The organism is Kluyvera ascorbata ATCC 33433 (genome assembly GCF_000735365.1).
Taxonomy (GTDB): domain Bacteria; phylum Pseudomonadota; class Gammaproteobacteria; order Enterobacterales; family Enterobacteriaceae; genus Kluyvera; species Kluyvera ascorbata.
The window spans coordinates 1-20,146 of sequence record NZ_JMPL01000082.1 but is presented as its reverse complement, the minus strand read 5'-3'; the positions used below and the strand labels follow the sequence as shown (position 1 = coordinate 20,146).

Below are 20,146 nucleotides of genomic sequence, written 5' to 3'. Positions count from 1 at the left end.
AAATCCCATATTACTGCTGATTTCTACCAGTAATTATTTATAAGTTTTTGTTATAAAAAAGAAAAAATCCGTCTTTTTCTATAAATCCCTCTCCGTAATTATTTTTGTTCAAAGAATCAAATGAACGTTATTTGAACAATTCCAATATTGCGTGATCTGCCGCGCAAATAGTAAACAAAGCGTCTTCTCCCTCTGTTATTAACTTTTATGAGACATATTATTAACATCTTACAAGGAGAAAAAAAGCATGAGCCAAATTCACAAACACCCTATTCCTGCAAATATTGCAGAACGCTGCCTGATAAACCCGGAGCAATACCAGACCAAATATCACCAGTCAGTCACTAACCCGGATGCATTCTGGGGTGAAGAGGGAAAAATCCTCGACTGGATGCAGCCTTACACCAAAGTGAAAAACACCTCCTTTGCGCCTGGCAATGTCTCCATCAAATGGTATGAAGACGGCACCCTGAACCTGGCAGCAAACTGCCTGGACCGTCATTTAGACACCCGCGGCGACCAGACCGCAATCATCTGGGAAGGCGACGATGCCTCCCAAAGCAAACACATTACCTACCGCGAACTGCACCGCGACGTTTGTCGCTTCGCCAATACCCTGCTGTCACTGGGCGTGAAAAAAGGCGACGTGGTGGCTATCTATATGCCGATGGTGCCGGAAGCGGCGGTAGCGATGCTGGCCTGTGCCCGTATCGGCGCCATTCATTCCGTTATCTTTGGCGGCTTCTCACCGGAAGCGGTCGCGGGTCGTATCATCGACTCCAACTCCCGTCTGGTGATCACCTCTGACGAAGGCGTTCGCGCCGGGCGCAGCATTCCGCTGAAGAAAAACGTCGACGATGCGCTGAAAAACCCGAACGTCAAAACCATCGAAAACGTGGTCGTATTGAAGCGCACCGGCGGTAACGTCGAATGGCACGAAGGCCGCGACCTGTGGTGGCACGACCTGATGGAAAAAGCCAGCGACCAGCACCAGCCAGCCGAGATGAACGCGGAAGACCCGCTGTTTATCCTTTATACCTCCGGTTCCACCGGTAAGCCTAAGGGCGTGCTGCACACCACCGGCGGTTATCTGGTGTATGCCGCGACCACCTTTAAATACGTCTTCGACTACCATCAGGGCGACATCTACTGGTGTACCGCCGACGTGGGCTGGGTCACCGGTCATAGCTATCTGCTGTACGGCCCGCTGGCCTGCGGCGCGACGACGCTGATGTTCGAAGGCGTACCAAACTGGCCAACCCCGGCGCGTATGTGTCAGGTGGTGGATAAGCACAAGGTCAACATTCTCTATACTGCACCGACGGCGATTCGTGCGTTGATGGCGGAAGGCGATAAAGCCACCGCCGGCACCGACCGCTCTTCCCTGCGCATTCTGGGCTCCGTCGGCGAGCCGATTAACCCGGAAGCCTGGGAGTGGTACTGGAAGCAGATCGGCAACGAGAAGTGCCCGGTGATGGACACCTGGTGGCAGACCGAAACCGGTGGCTTTATGATCACCCCGCTGCCGGGCGCTATTGAGCTGAAAGCGGGCTCCGCCAGCCGTCCGTTCTTCGGCGTACAGCCCGCTCTGGTGGATAACGAAGGCCATCCACAGGAAGGGGCGACCGAAGGCAACCTGGTTATCACCGACTCCTGGCCGGGTCAGGCGCGTACGCTGTTCGGCGACCACGAGCGCTTTGAGCAAACCTACTTCTCCACCTTCAAAAACATGTACTTCAGCGGCGATGGCGCGCGTCGTGATGAAGATGGCTACTACTGGATCACCGGCCGCGTCGATGACGTGCTGAACGTCTCCGGCCACCGCTTGGGTACCGCAGAAATCGAGTCTGCGCTGGTATCACACCCGAAAATTGCCGAAGCGGCTGTAGTTGGTATTCCGCACAACATTAAAGGCCAGGCGATTTACGCCTACGTCACGCTGAACCACGGCGAAGAGCCGACGCCAGCGCTGTATACCGAGGTGCGCAACTGGGTCCGTAAAGAGATTGGCCCGCTGGCAACCCCGGATGTGCTGCACTGGACCGACTCGCTGCCGAAAACCCGCTCAGGCAAGATCATGCGCCGCATTCTGCGCAAGATTGCCGCTGGTGACACCAGCAACCTGGGCGATACCTCTACGCTCGCCGATCCGGGCGTGGTGGACAAACTGCTGGAAGAGAAGCAGGCCATCACGATGCCGTCATAAGAGCAGGCTTACCCCTCTCCTGTTCACCGGGAGAGGGCCGGGGTGAGGGTGCACCGCCGTACACCGCCCCTCGCCCGATCCTTTTTCCGCTCGGAGAAAGGAACAGTACGGTGTTCTGGTTCTGATTTGCACAACAAAAAACACTACGTAAGAAAACCTCTGGAGACTCTGTGATGAATGATCAAATTTGTCAGCAGATAGAAGATAGTGCGCATTTCAGGGAGCTCGTCCAAAAACGGCAACGGTTTGCCACCTTCTTATCGCTGATTATGTTAGTGGTGTACGTCGGTTTTATTTTACTCATCGCTTTTGCCCCTGGCTGGCTCGGCACGCCGCTGCATCCGGGCACCAGCGTTACGCGCGGTATCCCGATTGGGATCGGCATTATCGTCATTTCCTTCTTGTTGACCGGCATCTACGTCTGGCGGGCCAACAGTGAATTCGATCGCCTGAACAAGGCCGTACTGCGTGAGGTAAAAGCATCATGAAGAAAGTCCTGACGGCGCTTGCCGCCACACTTCCTTTCGCAGCCAACGCGGCCGATGCGATCAGCGGGCACGTGGAGCGCCAGCCAACCAACTGGCAGGCGATTATCATGTTCCTGATTTTCGTCATGCTGACGCTGTATATCACCTACTGGGCCTCGAAGCGCGTGCGTTCGCGCAGCGATTACTACACCGCTGGCGGCAACATCACTGGTTTCCAGAACGGGCTGGCGATCGCCGGTGACTTTATGTCAGCGGCATCGTTCCTCGGTATCTCCGCGCTGGTGTACACCTCCGGCTACGACGGCCTTATCTACTCACTCGGCTTCCTCGTCGGCTGGCCAATCATTCTGTTCCTGATTGCTGAACGCCTGCGTAACCTCGGCCGCTACACCTTTGCTGACGTCGCGTCGTACCGACTAAAGCAGGGGCCAATACGCATGCTTTCCGCCTGCGGCTCACTGGTGGTGGTAGCGCTGTACCTGATAGCCCAGATGGTCGGTGCCGGTAAGCTTATCGAACTGCTGTTCGGCCTCAACTACCACGTCGCCGTGGTGCTGGTTGGCGTGCTGATGGTGATGTACGTGCTGTTCGGCGGCATGCTCGCCACCACGTGGGTACAAATCATCAAAGCGGTACTGCTGCTGTTCGGCGCCAGCTTCATGGCCTTTATGGTGATGAAACACGTCGGCTTTAGCTTCAATAACCTGTTCACCGAAGCGATGGCGGTACACCCGAAAGGCGCAGCCATCATGAGCCCTGGCGGGCTGGTGAAAGACCCGATATCGGCGCTGTCGTTGGGTCTCGGCCTGATGTTTGGTACCGCTGGTCTGCCGCACATCCTGATGCGTTTCTTCACCGTAAGCGACGCCAGCGAAGCGCGTAAGAGCGTGTTCTACGCCACCGGCTTTATGGGTTACTTCTACATTCTGACCTTTATCATCGGCTTTGGCGCGATCATGCTGGTGGGGGCGAACCCGGCGTTTAAAGACGCAGCGGGCGCGCTGATTGGTGGCAACAACATGGCGGCGGTTCACCTGGCCGATGCCGTGGGCGGTAACCTGTTCCTGGGCTTTATCTCTGCGGTTGCTTTCGCCACCATTCTGGCGGTGGTCGCCGGCCTGACGCTGGCCGGCGCTTCGGCGGTCTCTCACGACCTGTACGCCAACGTCTTTAAGAAAGGCGCAACCGAACGTGAGGAGCTGAAGGTCTCGAAAATCACCGTACTGGTGCTGGGCGTAGTGGCGATCCTGCTGGGCATTCTGTTCGAGAATCAAAACATCGCGTTCATGGTGGGCCTGGCGTTCTCCATCGCGGCAAGCTGCAACTTCCCAATCATTCTGCTCTCCATGTACTGGTCGAAGCTGACTACCCGTGGCGCGATGATTGGCGGCTGGTTGGGCCTGCTGACGGCGGTCGTGCTGATGATCCTCGGCCCAACCATTTGGGTGACGATCCTCGGTCACGAGAAAGCTATCTTCCCGTATGAATACCCGGCGCTGTTCTCTATTGCCATCGCCTTTATCGGTATCTGGTTCTTCTCTGCCACCGATAACTCTGCCGAAGGTAATCTCGAACGCGAGCAGTTCCGCGCGCAGTTCATCCGTTCGCAGACGGGCCTCGGCATCGACCAGGGCCGCGCACACTAAAATCCCCTCCCCGGCCTCTGGTCGGGGATCACATTTTTTCCCCCTTCAGGTGACGTTTATCACGTCGCCAAAACGAAAAAAGCCGATGCGCATCACAAGCTTTATCTACGATTCGCAAAGGCCATCACACTTTTCCCGTTTTCACGCCTATCCCCGGTTTTACCTCTACGACGTTTACAGACAACCCGCGCCGCGCTTTTTATTCTTTACTCAAGGCTTCTGGCAAAACGAGTTAAGCGCTCCGGGCTTAACAGCAGCGGCAGAAACAGCGGGCCGCTGACGGGCGGATTCACCAGCCAGCGTTCCAGCGTATCGGCATAGCGAAGCAACTGCTGTTGATGCTTTTGCAACGAGCCAGCAGGCAGGCTTTGCGGGCCGTAATGGTCAAGCCACAGGGCATCGGTCACCGCCGCCGCCACGCGAGAGAACATCTGGCTGTAGATTTCCGCGCTGCGCCAGGCGGCCAGCAGCACCTCCAGCGTGTCGTCCGGGCAGGTAATCCGCGGCATCAACTCCCGCAGGTTTTGTACCGTGCGAGTGGCAAGGAAGCAGGCGGCCTCTTTTTCCAGCGTGACACGCTCGCGCTGCTCTTTGCCAAGCACCGGGTCGTCGGTCGGCATTAAGGGCTGCCAGGCGTGCATCCAGTTGGCACTACGGGTGTCCATGTGCAGCAGCTGCTGCGCCTGGGAGAGGCTCTCTGGGATCTGGCTTTGGTAGTGCAGCCGTCGCCCGAGGAAGTTTGGCGTTTTACACAGCCAGTCGTAGCTGGCGTGGACGATGGCAGAAAGCCGGTGTTTATCCTGCGTCGAGCGAAAGCCAAGCTGCTGATGCTGGGCCCAGCGTTCAAAGGCCGACGGCGCGGAATCCTCGACCTGATTGGCGGCGGAAAGGCCAAAGAGATTAATGGCGTTGGCGGAGTCCATGACCCGGCTATCGGGCAACCACTGCCAGCTAACGCGAGAGGTAATGGCCTCAATTTCGTTTTCGGCGGCGCTCAGCGCCCAGCTCAGACGGCCGCTGATTTCATCGGCCAGATAGCACGGCAGCGCGGTCCAGCCGTAGCCGGTGCCGAAGAGATCGTACTCGATCCATTTTTTATGCCCCGGCAGCGTTGCGATGTGCGGGTGGTTGGCAAAACCGGGGTGATAGTCCAGCTCGGTGGCTTTGATAGAGGCGCGAACGTCGTCCGAGAGCCGAGCAAGGATGTTGGAAAGCTGCTGGCGCGGCCAGCTGTCATCAATAAAGTCGCGCAGCACCAGCTTTTTCCCCTGGGCGCGCAGCAGGCTCCAGACATCGTGCAGGCTCTGCTGCCAGCGGACAGTCTGAAAGTCCGGCGTGGTCAGGCTCAGAATCATGCCGCTGAGGTGCGGCAACGACGGCAATAACGAGTGCAGTATTGCGGCATAAAACTGCTGCCAGAAATCCGGCGCGCTTTTTTCGTCGAAGGTCAGCTCGGGAAATTTACGCTTAATAATATCGTCATTAGGCGCCGCTTCCCCCTGAAGCCAGAACGAAAGGTTATTTTCCGCCAGATAACGGTCAACGCGTTTTAAATACTGCAACGCGTAGTTTTGCTGATGAATTAAGTTCTCGACGTGAAGTTTCTGACTTAACGGCGAGGGCGTCGCAAGAATAGAAAGCAGTTCCTGCTGGTGCAGGATGATGCCGGTGAAACCGTGCTGTTTCGCGCTTTTAACGCCCTGAATAAACCAGGGCCAGTGCCAGATAAAAGTGCTGTTCAGCTCCATCAATTGATGCGGAATACGTTTCATTGCGTCGCCTTGCGGATTTTGGTGTTGATATATTAATCGAGGATGTCATGAAAAAATATGCGTTGGTCGGAACTGGGGGTCGTGCAGGTTTATATATTTCCGCTATTGGTGGCACCTGGCGTAATAACGCCAGAATGGTCGCCTTTTGCGATACCAACCAGACGCGAATGAACTACGCCAATACGCTGCTGCAAAAAGAGGGAGCCGAGCCGGTCTCCACCTGGAAAGCGGCGCAGTTTGAAGAGATGATCCGCGAAACGCGTCCGGATATCGTCATCGTTACCACCATGGACCGCACCCACGACGACTATATCGTGCGGGCGCTGCACGCGGGCTGCGATGTGATCACCGAAAAGCCGATGACCATCGACGAAAAGCGCGCGCTGCGTATTCTGAACGCCATCGAAGAGACCGGGCACACCGTGCGCGTGGCCTTCAATTACCGTTATGCGCCGCACCACAGCAAGGTGCGTGAACTGCTGATGCAGGGCGTGATAGGCAACGTCACCTCCGTTCACTTCGAGTGGCTGCTCAACACCGAACACGGCGCAGATTATTTCCGCCGCTGGCACCGCGAAAAACGTAACAGCGGCGGCCTGCTGGTGCATAAATCTACCCACCATTTCGACCTGATGAACTTCTGGCTGGCGAGCTATCCGGAGCGCGTGTACGCCGAAGGCAGCCTGCAATTCTACGGCAAAGAGAACGCCGAGAAGCGCGGCGTCAGCCAGTTCTACCCGCGTACCCATGGTTATGCCGAAGCCAAAGACGATCCGTTCGCGTTGAATATGGCGGACAACGAACAGCTGAAAGCGCTGTATCTGGACGCCGAGCATGAAGATAACTACTTCCGCGACCAGAGCGTGTTCAGCGACGGCATCACCATCGAAGACACCATGTCAGTGCTGGTGAAATACCAGAACCAGGTGCAACTCACCTACTCGCTTAACGCCTATCTGCCGTGGGAAGGGCTGAACGTGGTGTTTAACGGCACCGAAGGCCGCCTGGAGATGAAAATCGTTGAGAAATCCTACGTTAACGCCGGTGGCAAACGCGAAAACGAAGGCAGCCTGGAGCAGTGCGATATCACCGTCTTCCCGATGTTTGCCGAACCGTGGAAAGCCGAATTTAATCTCGGCGAAGGCGGCCACGGCGGCGGCGATAACGCCATGCTGGCGGATCTGTTTGGCGAACCGGGCAACGACCCGCTGCAGCGCGCCGCCGACCACCGCGCGGGGGCAATGTCTATCCTCACCGGCATTGCGGGCAACATTTCGATGCAGCAGCAGCGCCCGGTGAACTTTAAGGAGTTTGAACTGGTTTCCCGTCTGACAAAACGTTAAGCCGCACGCCTTCCGGTGCGGCAGGAGGCTGCGCCGGAGCGAATGGTCAGTATTTTGCTGTTACTCACCTGTTTAATAACGCTATTTATGCCTCTATCCTGGAGACAAATAATGAATAAACTCGTTTCAGGTGTCATCGCATCGCTGTTATTTTCCTGTACCTCTGCCTGGGCGCAGCAGCCCGTTGAATTACGCATGTCGTGGTGGGGCGGCAATAGCCGTCACCAGGCCACGCTCAAGGCGCTGGAAGCCTTCGAGAAAAAGTATCCCGATATCAAAGTGAAAGCCGAATACACCGGCTGGGACGGGCACCTTTCGCGCCTGACCACCCAGATGGCAAGCGGCACCGAGCCGGATGTGATGCAGACCAACTGGCCGTGGCTTATCATTTTCTCCAAAAACGGCGAAGGCTATTACGATCTCAATAAGCTCAAGAGCGAGCTCGATTTCAGCCAGTATCTGGCCAAAGATTTGCAGTCCACCACCGTCAAAGGCAAGCTCAACGGCCTGCCTATCTCGGTTAACGCGCCGGTCTTTTACTACAACGATGTCACCTGGCAGAAAGCCGGGCTGGCCTATCCTAAAACCTGGGACGAATTCTTTGCCGCCGGGAAGGTGTTCCAGCAGAAGCTCGGCAACCACTACTACCCGTACACCATGGTCGATCAGGATGTGATTCTGCTGCTTAACGCCTACATGATGCAGAAACACCAGAAGCCAATGTTCAACAGCGACGGCAAGTTTGCCTGGAACGACGCGCAGTGGATTGAAGCCTTCAACTTTGTGAAGCGGCTGAGCGATGACCACGTGCTGCCGTCACCGAAAACGCTCTCCGCCTACGGCAAGGGCAATCTGTATGAGATGAAACCGTGGATTAACGGCGAATGGGGTGGCCTGTTCACCTGGAACATTACCATCCGGATGTTTGCCAACAACATGACGCCACCGGCGAAGCTGGTACTCGGCGACTACGTAATGCAGCCGGGAACGGACGAGTCCGGCGTTTACTTTAAAACGTCACAGATGTTCTCGATAGCGAAGTCCACCAGGCATCCGAAAGAGGCGGCGATACTGCTGAACTTCCTGGTCAGCGACCCGCAGTCGGTCGAGGCATTAGGGCTGGAGCGCGGTATTCCGCTGAACAAGGCGGCAGAAACGCTGCTGACCGAAAAAGGAGTGATTGATCCGAATGACCCGGTCGTCGCCGGATTGCGTCAGGCGCAGTCGCTGCACACTACCGCTATCGCCACGCCGTATATTGAAGATTTGCAGGTTATCGATCAGTTTACCTCAGCTCGCGAGAAGCTGGACCTCGGTAAGCAGACGACCGCTGAAGTGGTCGCCGATTTCCGCCAGCAGGTGGAACGCATTGTGCGGCGGTTGAATCGCTAATGTTGCCTGACGGCGCTTTGCTTATCTGGCCTACGGGATTGCGCCCTTGTAGGCCGGGTAAGCGCTGCGCCACCCGGCAACGGCGTCAAAACATAATCCAGCCCACTAACGGTGCCACCAGCACCATCACCACACCGGACAGCATCATCACCAGGCTTGCCACCACACCTTCCTGCGGCCCTAGCTCATAGGAGCGCGCCGTCCCGGCACCGTGCGAGGCCGCACCAAAGCCCGCGCCCTTCGCCATCCCTTCACGGATCGCTAAGCGCAGGAACAGCACGTCGCCAATCGCCATACCGAATACGCCGGTCACCACCACAAACAGCGCCACCAGCTCAGGCTGGCCGCCGAGGGATTTCGCCGCCGCGAGGGCAAACGGCGTGGTGATGGAACGTACCGCCAGGCTACGCTGAATTTCATCCGACAGCGTAAACAGACGCGCCAGCCATACTGAACTGGTCACCGCCACCACCGTCGCCGTGATCACGCCCGCGGAGAGCGACATCCAGTGGCGCTTGATGATCGCCAGGTTGTCGTACACCGGCACCGCAAACGCGATAGTCGCCGGGCCAAGCAGCCACAGCAGCCAGTGCGCTTCGCCCATGTAGTTCTGATAGGAGATATGGCCGAACACCAGCATCAGCACCAGCAGCACCGGGGTCAACACCAGCGGCATCAGCGGCAGCTTGCGAAAGCGGCGATACAGGCGTTTGTTGGCAAAGTAGAGCACCAGCGTAATCGCCAGGCACAGCACGCTCAGCTGAAAGTTACTCATGACGCATCCGCTTTAGCTCGTAACGATAGACCTTATCGACCACCCACGCGGTCGCCGCCAGCACCATCATCGTGCTTAGCGCAATCACCACAAAAATCCGCCAGCCGTCGACCATCAGCAGTTGGGCATAGTTCACCACCGCCACCACCGCAGGCACAAAGAACAGCAGCATTTCCGCAAGCAGCCAGCGAGACCCGGCGCGTACCCACTTCAGCGGCACAATATGGCAGACGATCAGCGCCAACAGCAGCACCATGCCAACCAGGTTAGCGGGAAGCGGCAAATGCCACCAGCTCACCAGATATTCAGCAAAAACAAACAGTCCCGCGTACAGCACGACCTGTACTGGAACCTGGAGACGGTTTAAAACGGAGGGCACAACGCGCCCTAAGGCCTCAGCCATGGAGGGATGTCCAGAAAAAATGAGAGAGGCACAGTATAGTGAGACAACGATGATGACAAAAATGAATTAAACTCATCGGTAGCATAGTTTAGAGGCATAATCATGGACATCAGAACACTGCGCTACTTCGTCGAAGTTGTTCGTCAGCAGAGCTTTACCCGCGCGGCGGAGAAGCTCTTCGTGACGCAACCCACCATCAGTAAAATGCTCAAAAACCTGGAAGATGAGCTGAACTGCACCCTGCTTATTCGCGACGGCCGCAAGCTGTTAATGACCGATACCGGGCAGGTCGTGTTCGACCGCGGGCTGGCTATCCTCGACGAATTCCGCCAGCTAGAAGCGGAGCTCAGCGATATTAACCATCTCAATAAAGGCGTACTGCGACTCGGCATTCCCCCGATGGTCGGCATGCTGATGGCCGGGCCCATTAGTCTGTTTCGCCAGCGCTACCCCGGCGTAGAGCTGAAAATCTCCGAGGGCGGCGGGCTAACCGTGCAGCAGGCGGTCATGAACGGCGAGTTGGATCTGGCGATGACGGCGCTGCCGGTGGAAGAAGAAAGCGCGCTGACCACCCGACTCTTGTTCAGCCACCCACTTTGCGTGCTGGTGCCGCGTTCCGGCGACTGGCTGGAGCAAACGTCGGTATCTCCACAGCAGCTTGCCGCGCATCCTTTGCTTATCTACAACGAAGATTTCGCCCTTAGCCGCCAGCTGATGCAGCTGTTTACGCGCCATCACGTGAAGCCACGTATTGCGGTGCGCAGCGGGCAGTGGGATTTTCTCGCCGCGATGGTCCAGGCGGGCGTCGGCGTGGCGATTCTGCCGGAGCCGATTTGCCGCAGACTCGATGAGAAAACCCTGCGCTGGCTGCCGCTGGAGAGCGATTTGCGCTGGCAGTTGGGGATGATTTGGCGGGAAGGAGTTTATTTGTCTCACAGCGCTCAAGCGTGGCTGAAGTGCTGTGAGGGGTTTACGCTGCCAGAGTAGATATGGTGCCATTCCCGGGGTCGGCGTAAACGCCTCGCCCGGGCTACGATACACGACCGTAGCCCGGCCAAGCGCAGCGCCGAACTTAGCTACGCATCCTCAATCAACAGCGCTTCCAGCAGGTCGAGGTCATGCAGCAGCTTCTGCAAGGTCTCGTTGCTTATCTGGCGCGTTGCGCGCAGGTGATACAACTCCCCACGCTCAGAGCGCAGCGCCGCGAGGCGGAAGCGGCGTTCAAGCTGCTCTTCCAGCATCGAGGTCTCCACGTCGTTGCGCCCATCGACGCGGCGGCGCAGGTTACCAATCACGCGTGAACTGACCTCGGTCAGCAGCTGATTATCGATGTTCTCGGTGGTATCCGCGGCAAGACGCTCCTCCATTTTCTGAATAGCGACAATCGCCACGTCCGCCGTCGCAGCCCGCGCCAGGCGCTCTTCTTTACGCTGCTGCACGTTATCGGTCGATTCGATATGACGCAGCAGAATCGGCAGCGCAATCACCCCGACAAACAGCGAGAACAGAATCACGCCCGCGGCCAGGAAGATAAGCTCATAGCGCGCCGGGAAGGCATCACCCGAAGGCAGCAGCAGCGGAATGGAGAGCACACCGGCCAGGGTAATCGCCCCGCGCACGCCGGCAACGGAGGAGATCAGCAGCTCACGAGTGGTCCATGAGCCAAACTCCATCGGTTTCTTTTTCAGGAAGCGCTGGCTCAGCTTGCGCATCGTCCACAGCCAGCCAAAACGCACCAGCATCAGCGCCGCGTAAATCAGGATGATATCGGTAAACAGCATCCAGGTTTCGACGTTCGGGTCAGCCTCTGCCGCCACCAGCGAGCTTTCGAGAATATCCGGAAGCTGTAGACCTAACAGCAGGAACACCATGCCGTTAAACACAAACTCCAGCATCGCCCAGGTGCTGTTGGCACGCAGACGCATCGCCAGCGGCGCGGTGCGCATCACGCCGGAACGGGTGATGGTCATCCCGGCCGCTACCGCCGCGAGAATACCGGACACCCCGATATGCTCGGCAATGAGATAAGAAGCGAACGGTAGCAGGAACAGCAGCACAATCTGCGTGGCCGGTTCATCACCACCCCAGCGGCTCAGGAAACGCATCGAGCGACCGTACGACCAGCTGACCACAAAGCCTGCCAGAATGCCGCCGATTGCCACTTTGAGGAATTCCATCGTCGCACCGCCGACGGTAAAGACCATCGTGCCCATCGCCACCGCGACGGCAAACTTCAGCGACACCAGGCCAGAGGCGTCGTTCATCAGTGCCTCGCCTTGCAGAATCCCCATGATTTTTTTCGGAATGCGACCTTCTCCGACAATCCCGGAGAGCGCCACGGCATCGGTCGGCGAGAGTACGGCCGCCAGCGCAAAGGCTGGAATCAGCGGTATACCTGGCACAATCCAGTAGATCAGGAAGCCAATCCCTACGACCGTCACTAGCACTAATGCCAGTGCCAGCCCGAGGATCTCTCGCCCGTGCTCAATAAACTCGCGCGTCGGCGTTTTCCAGCCGTCGGCAAACAGCAGCGGCGGGATAAACAGAACGAGGAACAGTTCCGGGTCAAATTCAACGTGCAAACCAAACGTCGGCCACGCCAGCAGCGCGCCGATGGCGATTTGCATTAAAGGTAGTGGGATCTGGAAGGGCATTACGCGCGTAACCACCCCGGAGAGCGAAACCACGAGGGTCATGATGAGTATGGTGAAGAATATTTCCATGCGTTCCCTGTTTACAGCGTTGTCTTATTATTCAAAACATGAAGCGTCGTGCTTCCGAGTTTACGTTACCCAGATTAACGCAAAAGGAAACGAGAGGTGGCTGAAAATAGAAAAAAAGTCCAGACCTGTAGCCCGGCCAAGCGACAAACAAAAAACCCGCCATCAGGCGGGTTTTTTCTGCGAGGGTAGGAGATTAAATCGCCCAGCCGCCCGCATAGAAGATAACCAACGCCGCCGCAATCACTACCGTGCCGATGTTCAGCTTGCGCCATTCGCCTGAAACCACGCGGCCAATCACCAGCGTCGCGAAGCCAATCATGATGCCGGTAACGATGTTACAGGTCAGCACGATCATCACCGCGGTGATAAGACCAGACATCGCGTCAACGAAGTCGTTGAAGTCGATACGCGCCACGTTGCTCAGCATCAGCAGGCCGACGTACATCAGCGCAGGTGCGGTTGCATAGCCTGGAACCAGGTAAGAGAGCGGAGAGAGGAACAGAATCAGCAGGAACAGGATGCCAACGGTGATTGCCGTTAAGCCGGTTTTACCACCTGCCGCCGTACCCGCTGCGGACTCGATGTACACCGCCGCCGGGGATGCACCCACAACCGCAGAGAACACGCTGCTCAGGGAGTCAGTGGTCAGCGCTTTGCCGCCGTTAATGATCTGGCCGTCTTTATCCAGCAGGTTTGCCTGACCGGCTACCGCGCGGATAGTACCGGTGGCGTCAAACACGGCGGTCATCACCAGCGCCAGTACGCTTGGCAGTACAACCGGGTTCAGCGCGCCCATAATATCGAGGCTACCAATCAGCGAGTTGCCCTGGTCATCGCTCAGCGATGGCATGGCGAACACGCCGGAGAAGTGCACGTTTGGATCGAAAATCAGGCCGACGATAGAGACACCAATGATGGTCAGCAGAATGCCGCCCGGTACCTTCAGTTTCTCCAGACCGATAATCATCGCCAGACCGACCAGCGTCATGATAACCGGGAAGCTATCGAACTGACCCAGCGCAACCGGCAGGCCGTCCAGTGGGTTTTTCACCACCATGCCAACGCCGTTCGCGGCGATCAGCAGCAGGAACAGGCCGATACCAATGCCCGTACCGTGCGCAATGCCCTGCGGCAGATTGCGCAAAATCCAGCTACGAATACCGGAAGCAGAGATGATGGTAAACAGTACACCCATCAGGAATACCGCGCCCAGCGCAACCGGAATGCTGATGTGCTGGCCCAGCACCAGGCTGAAGGCGGTGAAGGCGGTCAGTGAAATCGCACAGCCGATAGCCAGCGGCAGGTTTGCCCACAGGCCCATCACGATAGAACCGACACCGGCCACCAGACAGGTTGCCACGAAGACCGCAGCCGGTGGGAAACCGGCTTTACCCAGCATGCCCGGCACCACGATCACCGAGTAAACCATCGCCAGGAAGGTAGTAAGACCGGCGACAATCTCCTGACGAACGGAGCTACCACGTGCAGAAATTTTAAACCAGGCGTCTAACGAACCGCCGGTACGCGCTGAAGGCGTAGACATAGAAAACATCCCCTGAGAGTTTTTATCATTCGTTCGTCTGCGTGGTGGAACATCCACTGCCAGCTAAGCGTCATCTCCATGTGCTACTTGCGGCAATAGGGGAGCCACAAAAAAGCAAACGATTAACTCCGCGCAGACAAAACGATATTCGGAATTCCTTATCCTCGGCGTGTGCGAGATAAGGTTGACCCGCTCATTTCCGGCGTAAGATGCGTCCGAAATTTGAAGGCAAACGATTATCTGGCTTTTATGCCCCTTTTTTCAACAGAAGTTTGCCCTGGTTTATGAAAATTAACGAATGCCGATGGAGAATTGGTCAACCCATGCGCAAACGTTATCGTTCATGCGCAATCCAGCAACATTTCTATGGCAAAAATGTCGCAATTATCAGAGGAAGAATGAATAAGGATTACTCATCTTCCAGCAAACGAGCACCGGTCCCCTCTTCCCCCAGTTTATCGCCGGGATTACGCAGCGGACAGTCGCGCAACGACATGCAGCCACAGCCGATGCAGCCGTTCAGTTGGTCGCGTAAGGCTTCCATCGCGTGGATGCGTTTATCCAGTTCTTCGCGCCATTGCGTGGTGAAATGCTTCCAGTCTTTCGGCCCCAGCGTGTGGTTTTCTGGCAGAACGCTCAGCGATTCACCGATAGTGCCGAGCGGGATCCCTAACCGCTGGGCAATTTTGATAATCGCCACGTAACGCAAAACATCACGCTTATAGCGCCGCTGATTGCCGCTATTTCTCGTGCTACGAATTAGCCCTTTGCTTTCATAAAAATGCAATGCTGAGACCGCAACGCCAGTTCGTTTCGCTACTTCACCCGGTGAAAGCAGCGTTTTTATTCTCGTCGATTTTTTTTCCATAATCCGCTTTACCTCAAGTTAACTTGAGGAATTATACTCGCCGACAGAACAGAAATCGACGCGAAAATAGACAACGGGGAGAGCCTTATGTCCCATCGGGAAATTATTCAGACGCTAATTGAATGGATAGATGAACATATCGATCAACCGCTTAATATCGATATCGTGGCCCGCAAGTCCGGCTACTCTAAGTGGTATCTGCAAAGAATGTTCCGCACCGTGATGCATCAGACGCTAGGCGACTACATCCGCCAGCGACGCCTGCTGCTTGCCGCAGAAGCGTTGCGCACCACCCAGCGGCCTATCTTTGATATCGCCATGGATCTCGGCTACGTCTCGCAGCAGACCTTCTCGCGCGTATTCCGCCGCGAGTTCGATCGCACGCCGACGGACTACCGTCACCATATCTCCGCCTAATACGCATTCAGGCTGCCACACCGGCTGTGGCGGCCTTATCCATGCTTTGATCATGGTTATTGAATTGACAAAAATCCTGCGTTTACCTCTGGTGAATAAAACAGCAAGCGTGATATAGTTCACATTATGATATGAAACAGAAACGCTGTTTCACTCAATTTGTGAATGCCTTCAGATAGCCAGAGCGCCCAGTGCCTCATACACAAGTGCTGTCCGGGCAGCTTGTCGTTTATCTCTGAGGAAAAGGTCCCATGCTTTCACTTACCGCAGGCGTTACGCTGTTACGTTGGCCATTAACCAGCGCGGTGCTGATGTTCGTTGCTAGTACCCTGAAAATCAAACTTCGTAAAGCCGATTACATCGGTCTGGGCGCTATTTGCAGCATGCTGGGCCTTGCGGCCGCCTGCTGGTTCGCAACCAGTTTGCTCGGTATTACCCTGGTAGAAATCTCCACTATCTTTAACAATATCAAAGATGTGATGGTTGAAGTGATGAGCCAGACGCCGCCAGAATGGCCGGTTGCGCTCTACTAAATACAAAAAACCCGCCGCGGCGGGGTTTTTTATTATCAGGGTGCGGCTACTCCCCGCCTAAGGCCAACGCAATACGCCGGGCCGCTTTTTTGAGTTTGTCCTGCCACTCCCCCACGTTGCTTTGCGCAAAATGTTGAGTCGATGACACCAGCGCCAGCGCGGCGCAGTGTTCTTTCGGCGCAAAACGCACAGGCACCGACAGCGACGATACCCCGACCGCCAGCTCCTCATCGGCGCGGTAGCAGCCCGCTTTGCGAATCTGCTGCATCCGCTTAAGAAACGCCTCTTCCGTTTCACCCAGACCTGCGGCCAGAACCTCTTCACGACAACGTTCGAACAGCCCACGCTGCTGCTTCGAGGTTTGGTTGGCTATCACCACTTTTGGCGCGCTGCCGGAAAACATCGGACGCGGGCGACCGCGGCCATAAATCAGCGCAATCTCCTGATTCGAACATTCGTGGTGCAGGTCGAGAAACACATCACCATCAAGCCTGGAGAGCGTGCAGTGGCAGCCTGTCAGCGTCACCAGCTCTCGCATCTGCGGGATACTCGCCGCCAGCAGCGGGTCAGTACTGCGAATAACATAATCCAGCAGCGTGATACGCGGGCCAAGGGCGTAGAAACCGCCGTTAAAACGCTGCAACAGACCAGCCAACATCAGCTCTTTCAGGTAGCGGTAGCCAGTGGGAGTTGAACATCCCAGCGCTTCGACGATGCGGTCAGCTTCCCATACGGGGCGTGCGGCAGTGAACAAATCCAGTACCGACAGCATTCGATTCAGGCTGGTCATGATGTCTCTCCATGGCAAAACGCGCATTGTAGCGGTTGCCATCGACGCGAGCCAGATGGCGGCTTCTACCGGCTTGAAAAAGCCCTACCGAAGCCAGGTTTTTTAGCCGTATTTGGTTAAATGAGGATGTCGTGCTGCGCTACCTCAAGAGTGCGAAATATGTGCAGAACGTAGCGGCGGACTCTCGACGAAATGAATTGGAAGCGGGCGGCGACGGGAAAACCGCCGAGTATGCCCACCTCCGATAAAAATGACGGATAGCCTCGGTTACAAAATTTGCTTAACCCGCACATCCTGCAAGCGTCGCAGAGTGATAGTGCTGGCACCTTTGTAGGCGTCCTGAATATGCGCGACGATCAGCGCTACTGCTCGCACTTCGTCACGCTGTTCAATGGCCTCCAGCAGCTCAGCATGCTCTTTGTAAGTCTGGGTTATTCGGGTTTCATATTCAAAATCGAGCCGCCGCATAATGCGAATGCGGTTGGTGATATTGGTCAGAATCGCCGTCAATTCCCGATTGCCTGCTGCCTCGGTTAGCGCCAGGTGAAACTGCTCATCCAGCGAAGCGATATCATCACACGCCAGCGCGATTTCCGGCGCAACCTGCCAGATAGCCTTCAGTCTGGTGAGCACCTGCCGGTTCACTTTTGCTGACGTCGAGCTGCACAAACTGCGCACCGAATTGGCTTCAATCAGCGCGCGCGTTTCGTACAGGTCTTCGTAGACATCGAAATCAATGGGGAACACTTCCCAGCCGTTACGCAGGCAGCGTCTGACCAGCCCCTCGTTTTGCAGCAACAGCAGCGCCTCGCGAACCGGCGTGCGGGAACATCCCAGCCGCCGGGCGATCTCCACCTCCGTAAAGCGATCGCCGGGTAGCAGGATAAATTGATAAATCTCCTGCCTCAGTTGCTGAAATACTCGTTCCGAATGCGCAAGAAGCGGCGTGGGTTCCGATGTCGTGACCGTCATAGAGTGCTCCGCAATTAACTGTGCTGGCGAATAAAGCGCGCACGCCAGGGTTTCAGCACCCACAGTGCCAGCCCAGCCGTGATGAAATCAAGAGCAATCGCACAGCCAAAGACGACATGCCACCCTTGAGTGTGCTGATACAGTAACGCGGCCAGCGGCCCACCGAAAATGGAGCCAATCCCCTGCGAGATATACAGCCAGCCGTAGTTCGAAGCGGCATTTTCGCTGCCAAACGTGTCAGTCAACGTAGAAGGGAACAGCGAAAAGATCTCGCCCCAGCCGAAGAATACGACCCCGGAAAGCAGCACAAACAGCATCGGATCGTCTCGACAGGCCAGCCACAGCATCATCGCTACCCCTTCAAGGGCAAAGGCGATAAACATGGTTTTTTCACGGCCATAGCGGTCGGAAATAAAACCAAACAACGGGCGAGTCAAGCCGTTGGTAAAGCGGTCGATGGTCAGTGCCAGCGGCAGCGCGGCCATGCCGAATACCACCGCTTTACTGATGCCAAAATCTTCGGCAAAGATAGCCATTTGCGAGGTCACCATAAGCCCGGAGGTCGACATCATCGCCATCATGGCAAACATCAGCCAGAACAGAGGCTGGCGCAGCATTTCACGAGAGGTAAACTGACGCGTCCCCTGCACGATTTTCCGGCTAACCGGCAGCGCAGTCGAGTTGGGTGGCAGGCTCAGCCCTTGGCTGGCCAATAGCCCTACGATAGCGAAGACGATACCAAACACGGTCATGGTCTGCTCCAACCCATAACTGCCCAGCGAAATCGAGATCGGGAAGGTAGTCAAAATCGCCCCCATACCGTAGCCCGCCGCCACAGCCCCTGCGGCAAAGCCTCGGTTTTGCGGGAACCACTTAACCATCAGCCCAACGACGCCAATGTACACAATCCCGGTGCCCAATCCGCCGATACAGCCATAGACCAGGTATAGCGCCATCAGACCATTGATGTGCGCGGAGAGCACCCAGCTTAGCCCGGCCATCACCGTGCCGATTGAAATCAACAGCCGGGGGCCAAATCGTTCAACCAGCCGCCCCTGAAAAGGAGAAAAGAAGGTCTGCAGAATAATCAGCAGCGAAAAGGTTACCTGCAGCTCCGGTAGGCCGACACCCAACTTCTCGGTCAGCGGTTTGGTCAGCAGCGTCCATACATACTGCGGGCTGGAGATTGAGGCCATACAGATAAGCCCCAACACCAGCTGCGCCCATTTGCCAAATTTTGGTGCTACCAAAGGTTCTCTGAGAACGGTCATTTTACGCTCCAATAGACGAAAAAATGTCGTCAGAACGCGGGCGCGCCCAGCGCGCCTCATCATTCCGCGAATGTTTCATTTGGAAAATGCTGGGTTACCAGCGGGCAACGCCACCATCGCTACGAGGGTCGCTGCCGCCTTCCAGCATGCCGTTGCAGTGCCGGAGAATAGCCCCGGCATGCCCCATGAGGTCGTCATAAGGGGGATAAATATCGACGTCATGGCCGTACTGTTTGAGGGTGTCGGTAGTCGCCGCTCTGAGGCGGCTTTCAATCTTAAGCGTGTCGCTGCTTTCTCCCCAGGTGCGCCCTAATAGCCAGCGCGGAGCGGCCACGGCCGCCTGCGGGGTCATTTTCTGGTGGAGGATGCGGTCAAAGACCGCCGCCAGCGTCTGTGGCTGGCCGTCTCCGCCCATGCTGCCGTACACCAGCACATCGCCGTTGGCCAGATGCGCCAGCCCGGGGTTGAGAGTATGGAACGGTAGGCGGCCCGGCTGTAATGGGTTGGTGGCATTTGGGTCAAGCGAAAAGCTGCTGCCACGGTTTTGCCAGATGATGCCGCTGTCGGCGAGGATCACCGCACTACCAAACTCATGATAAATGCTCTGGATAAAGCTGACGGCGGTGCCAGAACCGTCGATAACGCCCATCCAGATAGTGTCCGCAGGCCCGCGCCCTTTGCCCCAGGCCTTTGCTCGGTCGGGCACAATCTGCGCGCTGAGCTGAGCGATACTCTCTGCCGTCAGCAGCGACTGCGGGTCAAGGGTCATATGGGCCGGGTCGGTGATATGGCGATCGCGCAAGGTGAACGCCAACTTAGTCGCTTCAACACAAAGGTGGACAAAATCGGCTTCGTCGGCAATAGCGCCCTTTTTACGCTGCTGTTCGATAATGCCGGTCATCAGCAGCGAGACCAGGCCCTGAGACGGTGGCGGCAGGTTATATACCGTCCCACTCTCCGTTTCCAGCGCCAGCGGCTTCACCCGTGCCGCGCGATAAACATCA

18 protein-coding genes are annotated in these 20,146 nt (G+C 56.5%); 8 read left to right on the top strand and 10 right to left on the bottom strand.

From position 1 onward, the window contains the following. The first annotated feature begins 247 nt into the window (after nucleotides 1-247). The 3 genes from acs (at nucleotide 248) to actP (ending at nucleotide 4,340) form a co-directional block, all read left to right on the top strand. Complete coding sequence (acs, locus tag GKAS_RS16845) at nucleotides 248-2,206, top strand: acetate--CoA ligase (RefSeq protein ID WP_035895959.1); 1,959 nt, start codon at nucleotides 248-250, stop codon at nucleotides 2,204-2,206. Between the two features lie 173 nt (nucleotides 2,207-2,379). Continuing rightward, nucleotides 2,380-2,694 (top strand): DUF485 domain-containing protein, encoded by a 315-nt coding sequence (locus tag GKAS_RS16840; protein ID WP_035895957.1) that lies wholly within the window; start codon nucleotides 2,380-2,382, stop codon nucleotides 2,692-2,694. After that, on the top strand, nucleotides 2,691-4,340 hold the full coding sequence (gene actP / locus GKAS_RS16835; RefSeq protein ID WP_035895955.1) for a cation/acetate symporter ActP: 1,650 nt from the start codon (nucleotides 2,691-2,693) through the stop codon (nucleotides 4,338-4,340). Before GKAS_RS16840 ends, actP begins: the two co-directional genes overlap by 4 nt. A 206-nt stretch (nucleotides 4,341-4,546) precedes the next feature. Here the strand turns inward: actP and GKAS_RS16830 are convergent, their stop codons facing one another. Next, entirely contained in the window at nucleotides 4,547-6,112 is a 1,566-nt protein-coding gene (locus tag GKAS_RS16830) for a hypothetical protein (protein ID WP_035895953.1), read from the bottom strand. Nucleotides 6,113-6,159: 47 nt separating this feature from the next. Here GKAS_RS16830 and GKAS_RS16825 point away from each other — a divergent pair, with 47 nt between their 5' ends. Continuing rightward, nucleotides 6,160-7,455 carry a Gfo/Idh/MocA family protein gene (locus tag GKAS_RS16825; protein WP_035895951.1) on the top strand — a complete coding sequence of 432 codons (1,296 nt, stop codon included), beginning with the start codon at nucleotides 6,160-6,162 and terminating at the stop codon, nucleotides 7,453-7,455. Between the two features lie 108 nt (nucleotides 7,456-7,563). Beyond that, nucleotides 7,564-8,847: an ABC transporter substrate-binding protein gene (locus GKAS_RS16820; RefSeq protein ID WP_373995174.1), complete on the top strand. Its 1,284-nt coding sequence runs from the start codon at nucleotides 7,564-7,566 to the stop codon at nucleotides 8,845-8,847. 85 nt (nucleotides 8,848-8,932) lie between these two features. Here GKAS_RS16820 and GKAS_RS16815 read toward each other — a convergent pair whose 3' ends face one another. Next, nucleotides 8,933-9,622, bottom strand: coding sequence for an LrgB family protein (locus GKAS_RS16815; protein WP_035895947.1), 690 nt, complete (start codon nucleotides 9,620-9,622; stop codon nucleotides 8,933-8,935). Continuing rightward, nucleotides 9,615-10,025: a CidA/LrgA family protein gene (locus tag GKAS_RS16810; RefSeq protein WP_035895946.1), complete on the bottom strand. Its 411-nt coding sequence runs from the start codon at nucleotides 10,023-10,025 to the stop codon at nucleotides 9,615-9,617. The genes GKAS_RS16815 and GKAS_RS16810 overlap by 8 nt, the downstream gene beginning before the upstream one ends. 102 nt (nucleotides 10,026-10,127) lie before the next feature. Between GKAS_RS16810 and GKAS_RS16805 the strand changes: the two genes are divergently transcribed. After that, complete coding sequence (locus tag GKAS_RS16805; protein ID WP_035895944.1) at nucleotides 10,128-11,012, top strand: LysR family transcriptional regulator; 885 nt, start codon at nucleotides 10,128-10,130, stop codon at nucleotides 11,010-11,012. Nucleotides 11,013-11,101: 89 nt separating this feature from the next. Here GKAS_RS16805 and GKAS_RS16800 read toward each other — a convergent pair whose 3' ends face one another. The 3 genes from GKAS_RS16800 to soxR form a co-directional block, all read right to left on the bottom strand. After that, on the bottom strand, nucleotides 11,102-12,748 hold the full coding sequence (locus GKAS_RS16800; protein WP_035895943.1) for a Na+/H+ antiporter: 1,647 nt from the start codon (nucleotides 12,746-12,748) through the stop codon (nucleotides 11,102-11,104). Nucleotides 12,749-12,941: 193 nt separating this feature from the next. Next, nucleotides 12,942-14,291, bottom strand: coding sequence for an NCS2 family permease (locus GKAS_RS16795; RefSeq protein WP_035895942.1), 1,350 nt, complete (start codon nucleotides 14,289-14,291; stop codon nucleotides 12,942-12,944). A 409-nt stretch (nucleotides 14,292-14,700) separates the two neighbouring features. Then, on the bottom strand, nucleotides 14,701-15,159 hold the full coding sequence (gene soxR, locus GKAS_RS16790) for a redox-sensitive transcriptional activator SoxR (protein WP_035895941.1): 459 nt from the start codon (nucleotides 15,157-15,159) through the stop codon (nucleotides 14,701-14,703). 87 nt (nucleotides 15,160-15,246) lie between these two features. On the opposite strand from soxR, the gene soxS reads away from it, so the two are divergent. Beyond that, nucleotides 15,247-15,576, top strand: coding sequence for a superoxide response transcriptional regulator SoxS (gene soxS, locus GKAS_RS16785; protein WP_035895940.1), 330 nt, complete (start codon nucleotides 15,247-15,249; stop codon nucleotides 15,574-15,576). Between the two features lie 251 nt (nucleotides 15,577-15,827). Next, nucleotides 15,828-16,109 carry a YjcB family protein gene (locus GKAS_RS16780; RefSeq protein ID WP_035895939.1) on the top strand — a complete coding sequence of 94 codons (282 nt, stop codon included), beginning with the start codon at nucleotides 15,828-15,830 and terminating at the stop codon, nucleotides 16,107-16,109. A gap of 46 nt (nucleotides 16,110-16,155) precedes the next feature. On the opposite strand, the gene GKAS_RS16775 is transcribed toward GKAS_RS16780, so the two are convergent. From GKAS_RS16775 to GKAS_RS16760, 4 genes are all read right to left on the bottom strand, one after another. Next, on the bottom strand, nucleotides 16,156-16,899 hold the full coding sequence (locus tag GKAS_RS16775; protein WP_035895938.1) for an IclR family transcriptional regulator: 744 nt from the start codon (nucleotides 16,897-16,899) through the stop codon (nucleotides 16,156-16,158). 267 nt (nucleotides 16,900-17,166) lie between these two features. Next, complete coding sequence (locus GKAS_RS16770) at nucleotides 17,167-17,871, bottom strand: GntR family transcriptional regulator (RefSeq protein WP_035895936.1); 705 nt, start codon at nucleotides 17,869-17,871, stop codon at nucleotides 17,167-17,169. 14 nt (nucleotides 17,872-17,885) lie between these two features. After that, nucleotides 17,886-19,202, bottom strand: coding sequence for an oxalate/formate MFS antiporter (gene oxlT / locus GKAS_RS16765; RefSeq protein ID WP_373240733.1), 1,317 nt, complete (start codon nucleotides 19,200-19,202; stop codon nucleotides 17,886-17,888). Nucleotides 19,203-19,236: 34 nt separating this feature from the next. After that, on the bottom strand, nucleotides 19,237-20,146 hold a 910-nt coding region (locus GKAS_RS16760), incomplete at its 5' end, for a gamma-glutamyltransferase (RefSeq protein ID WP_035895934.1).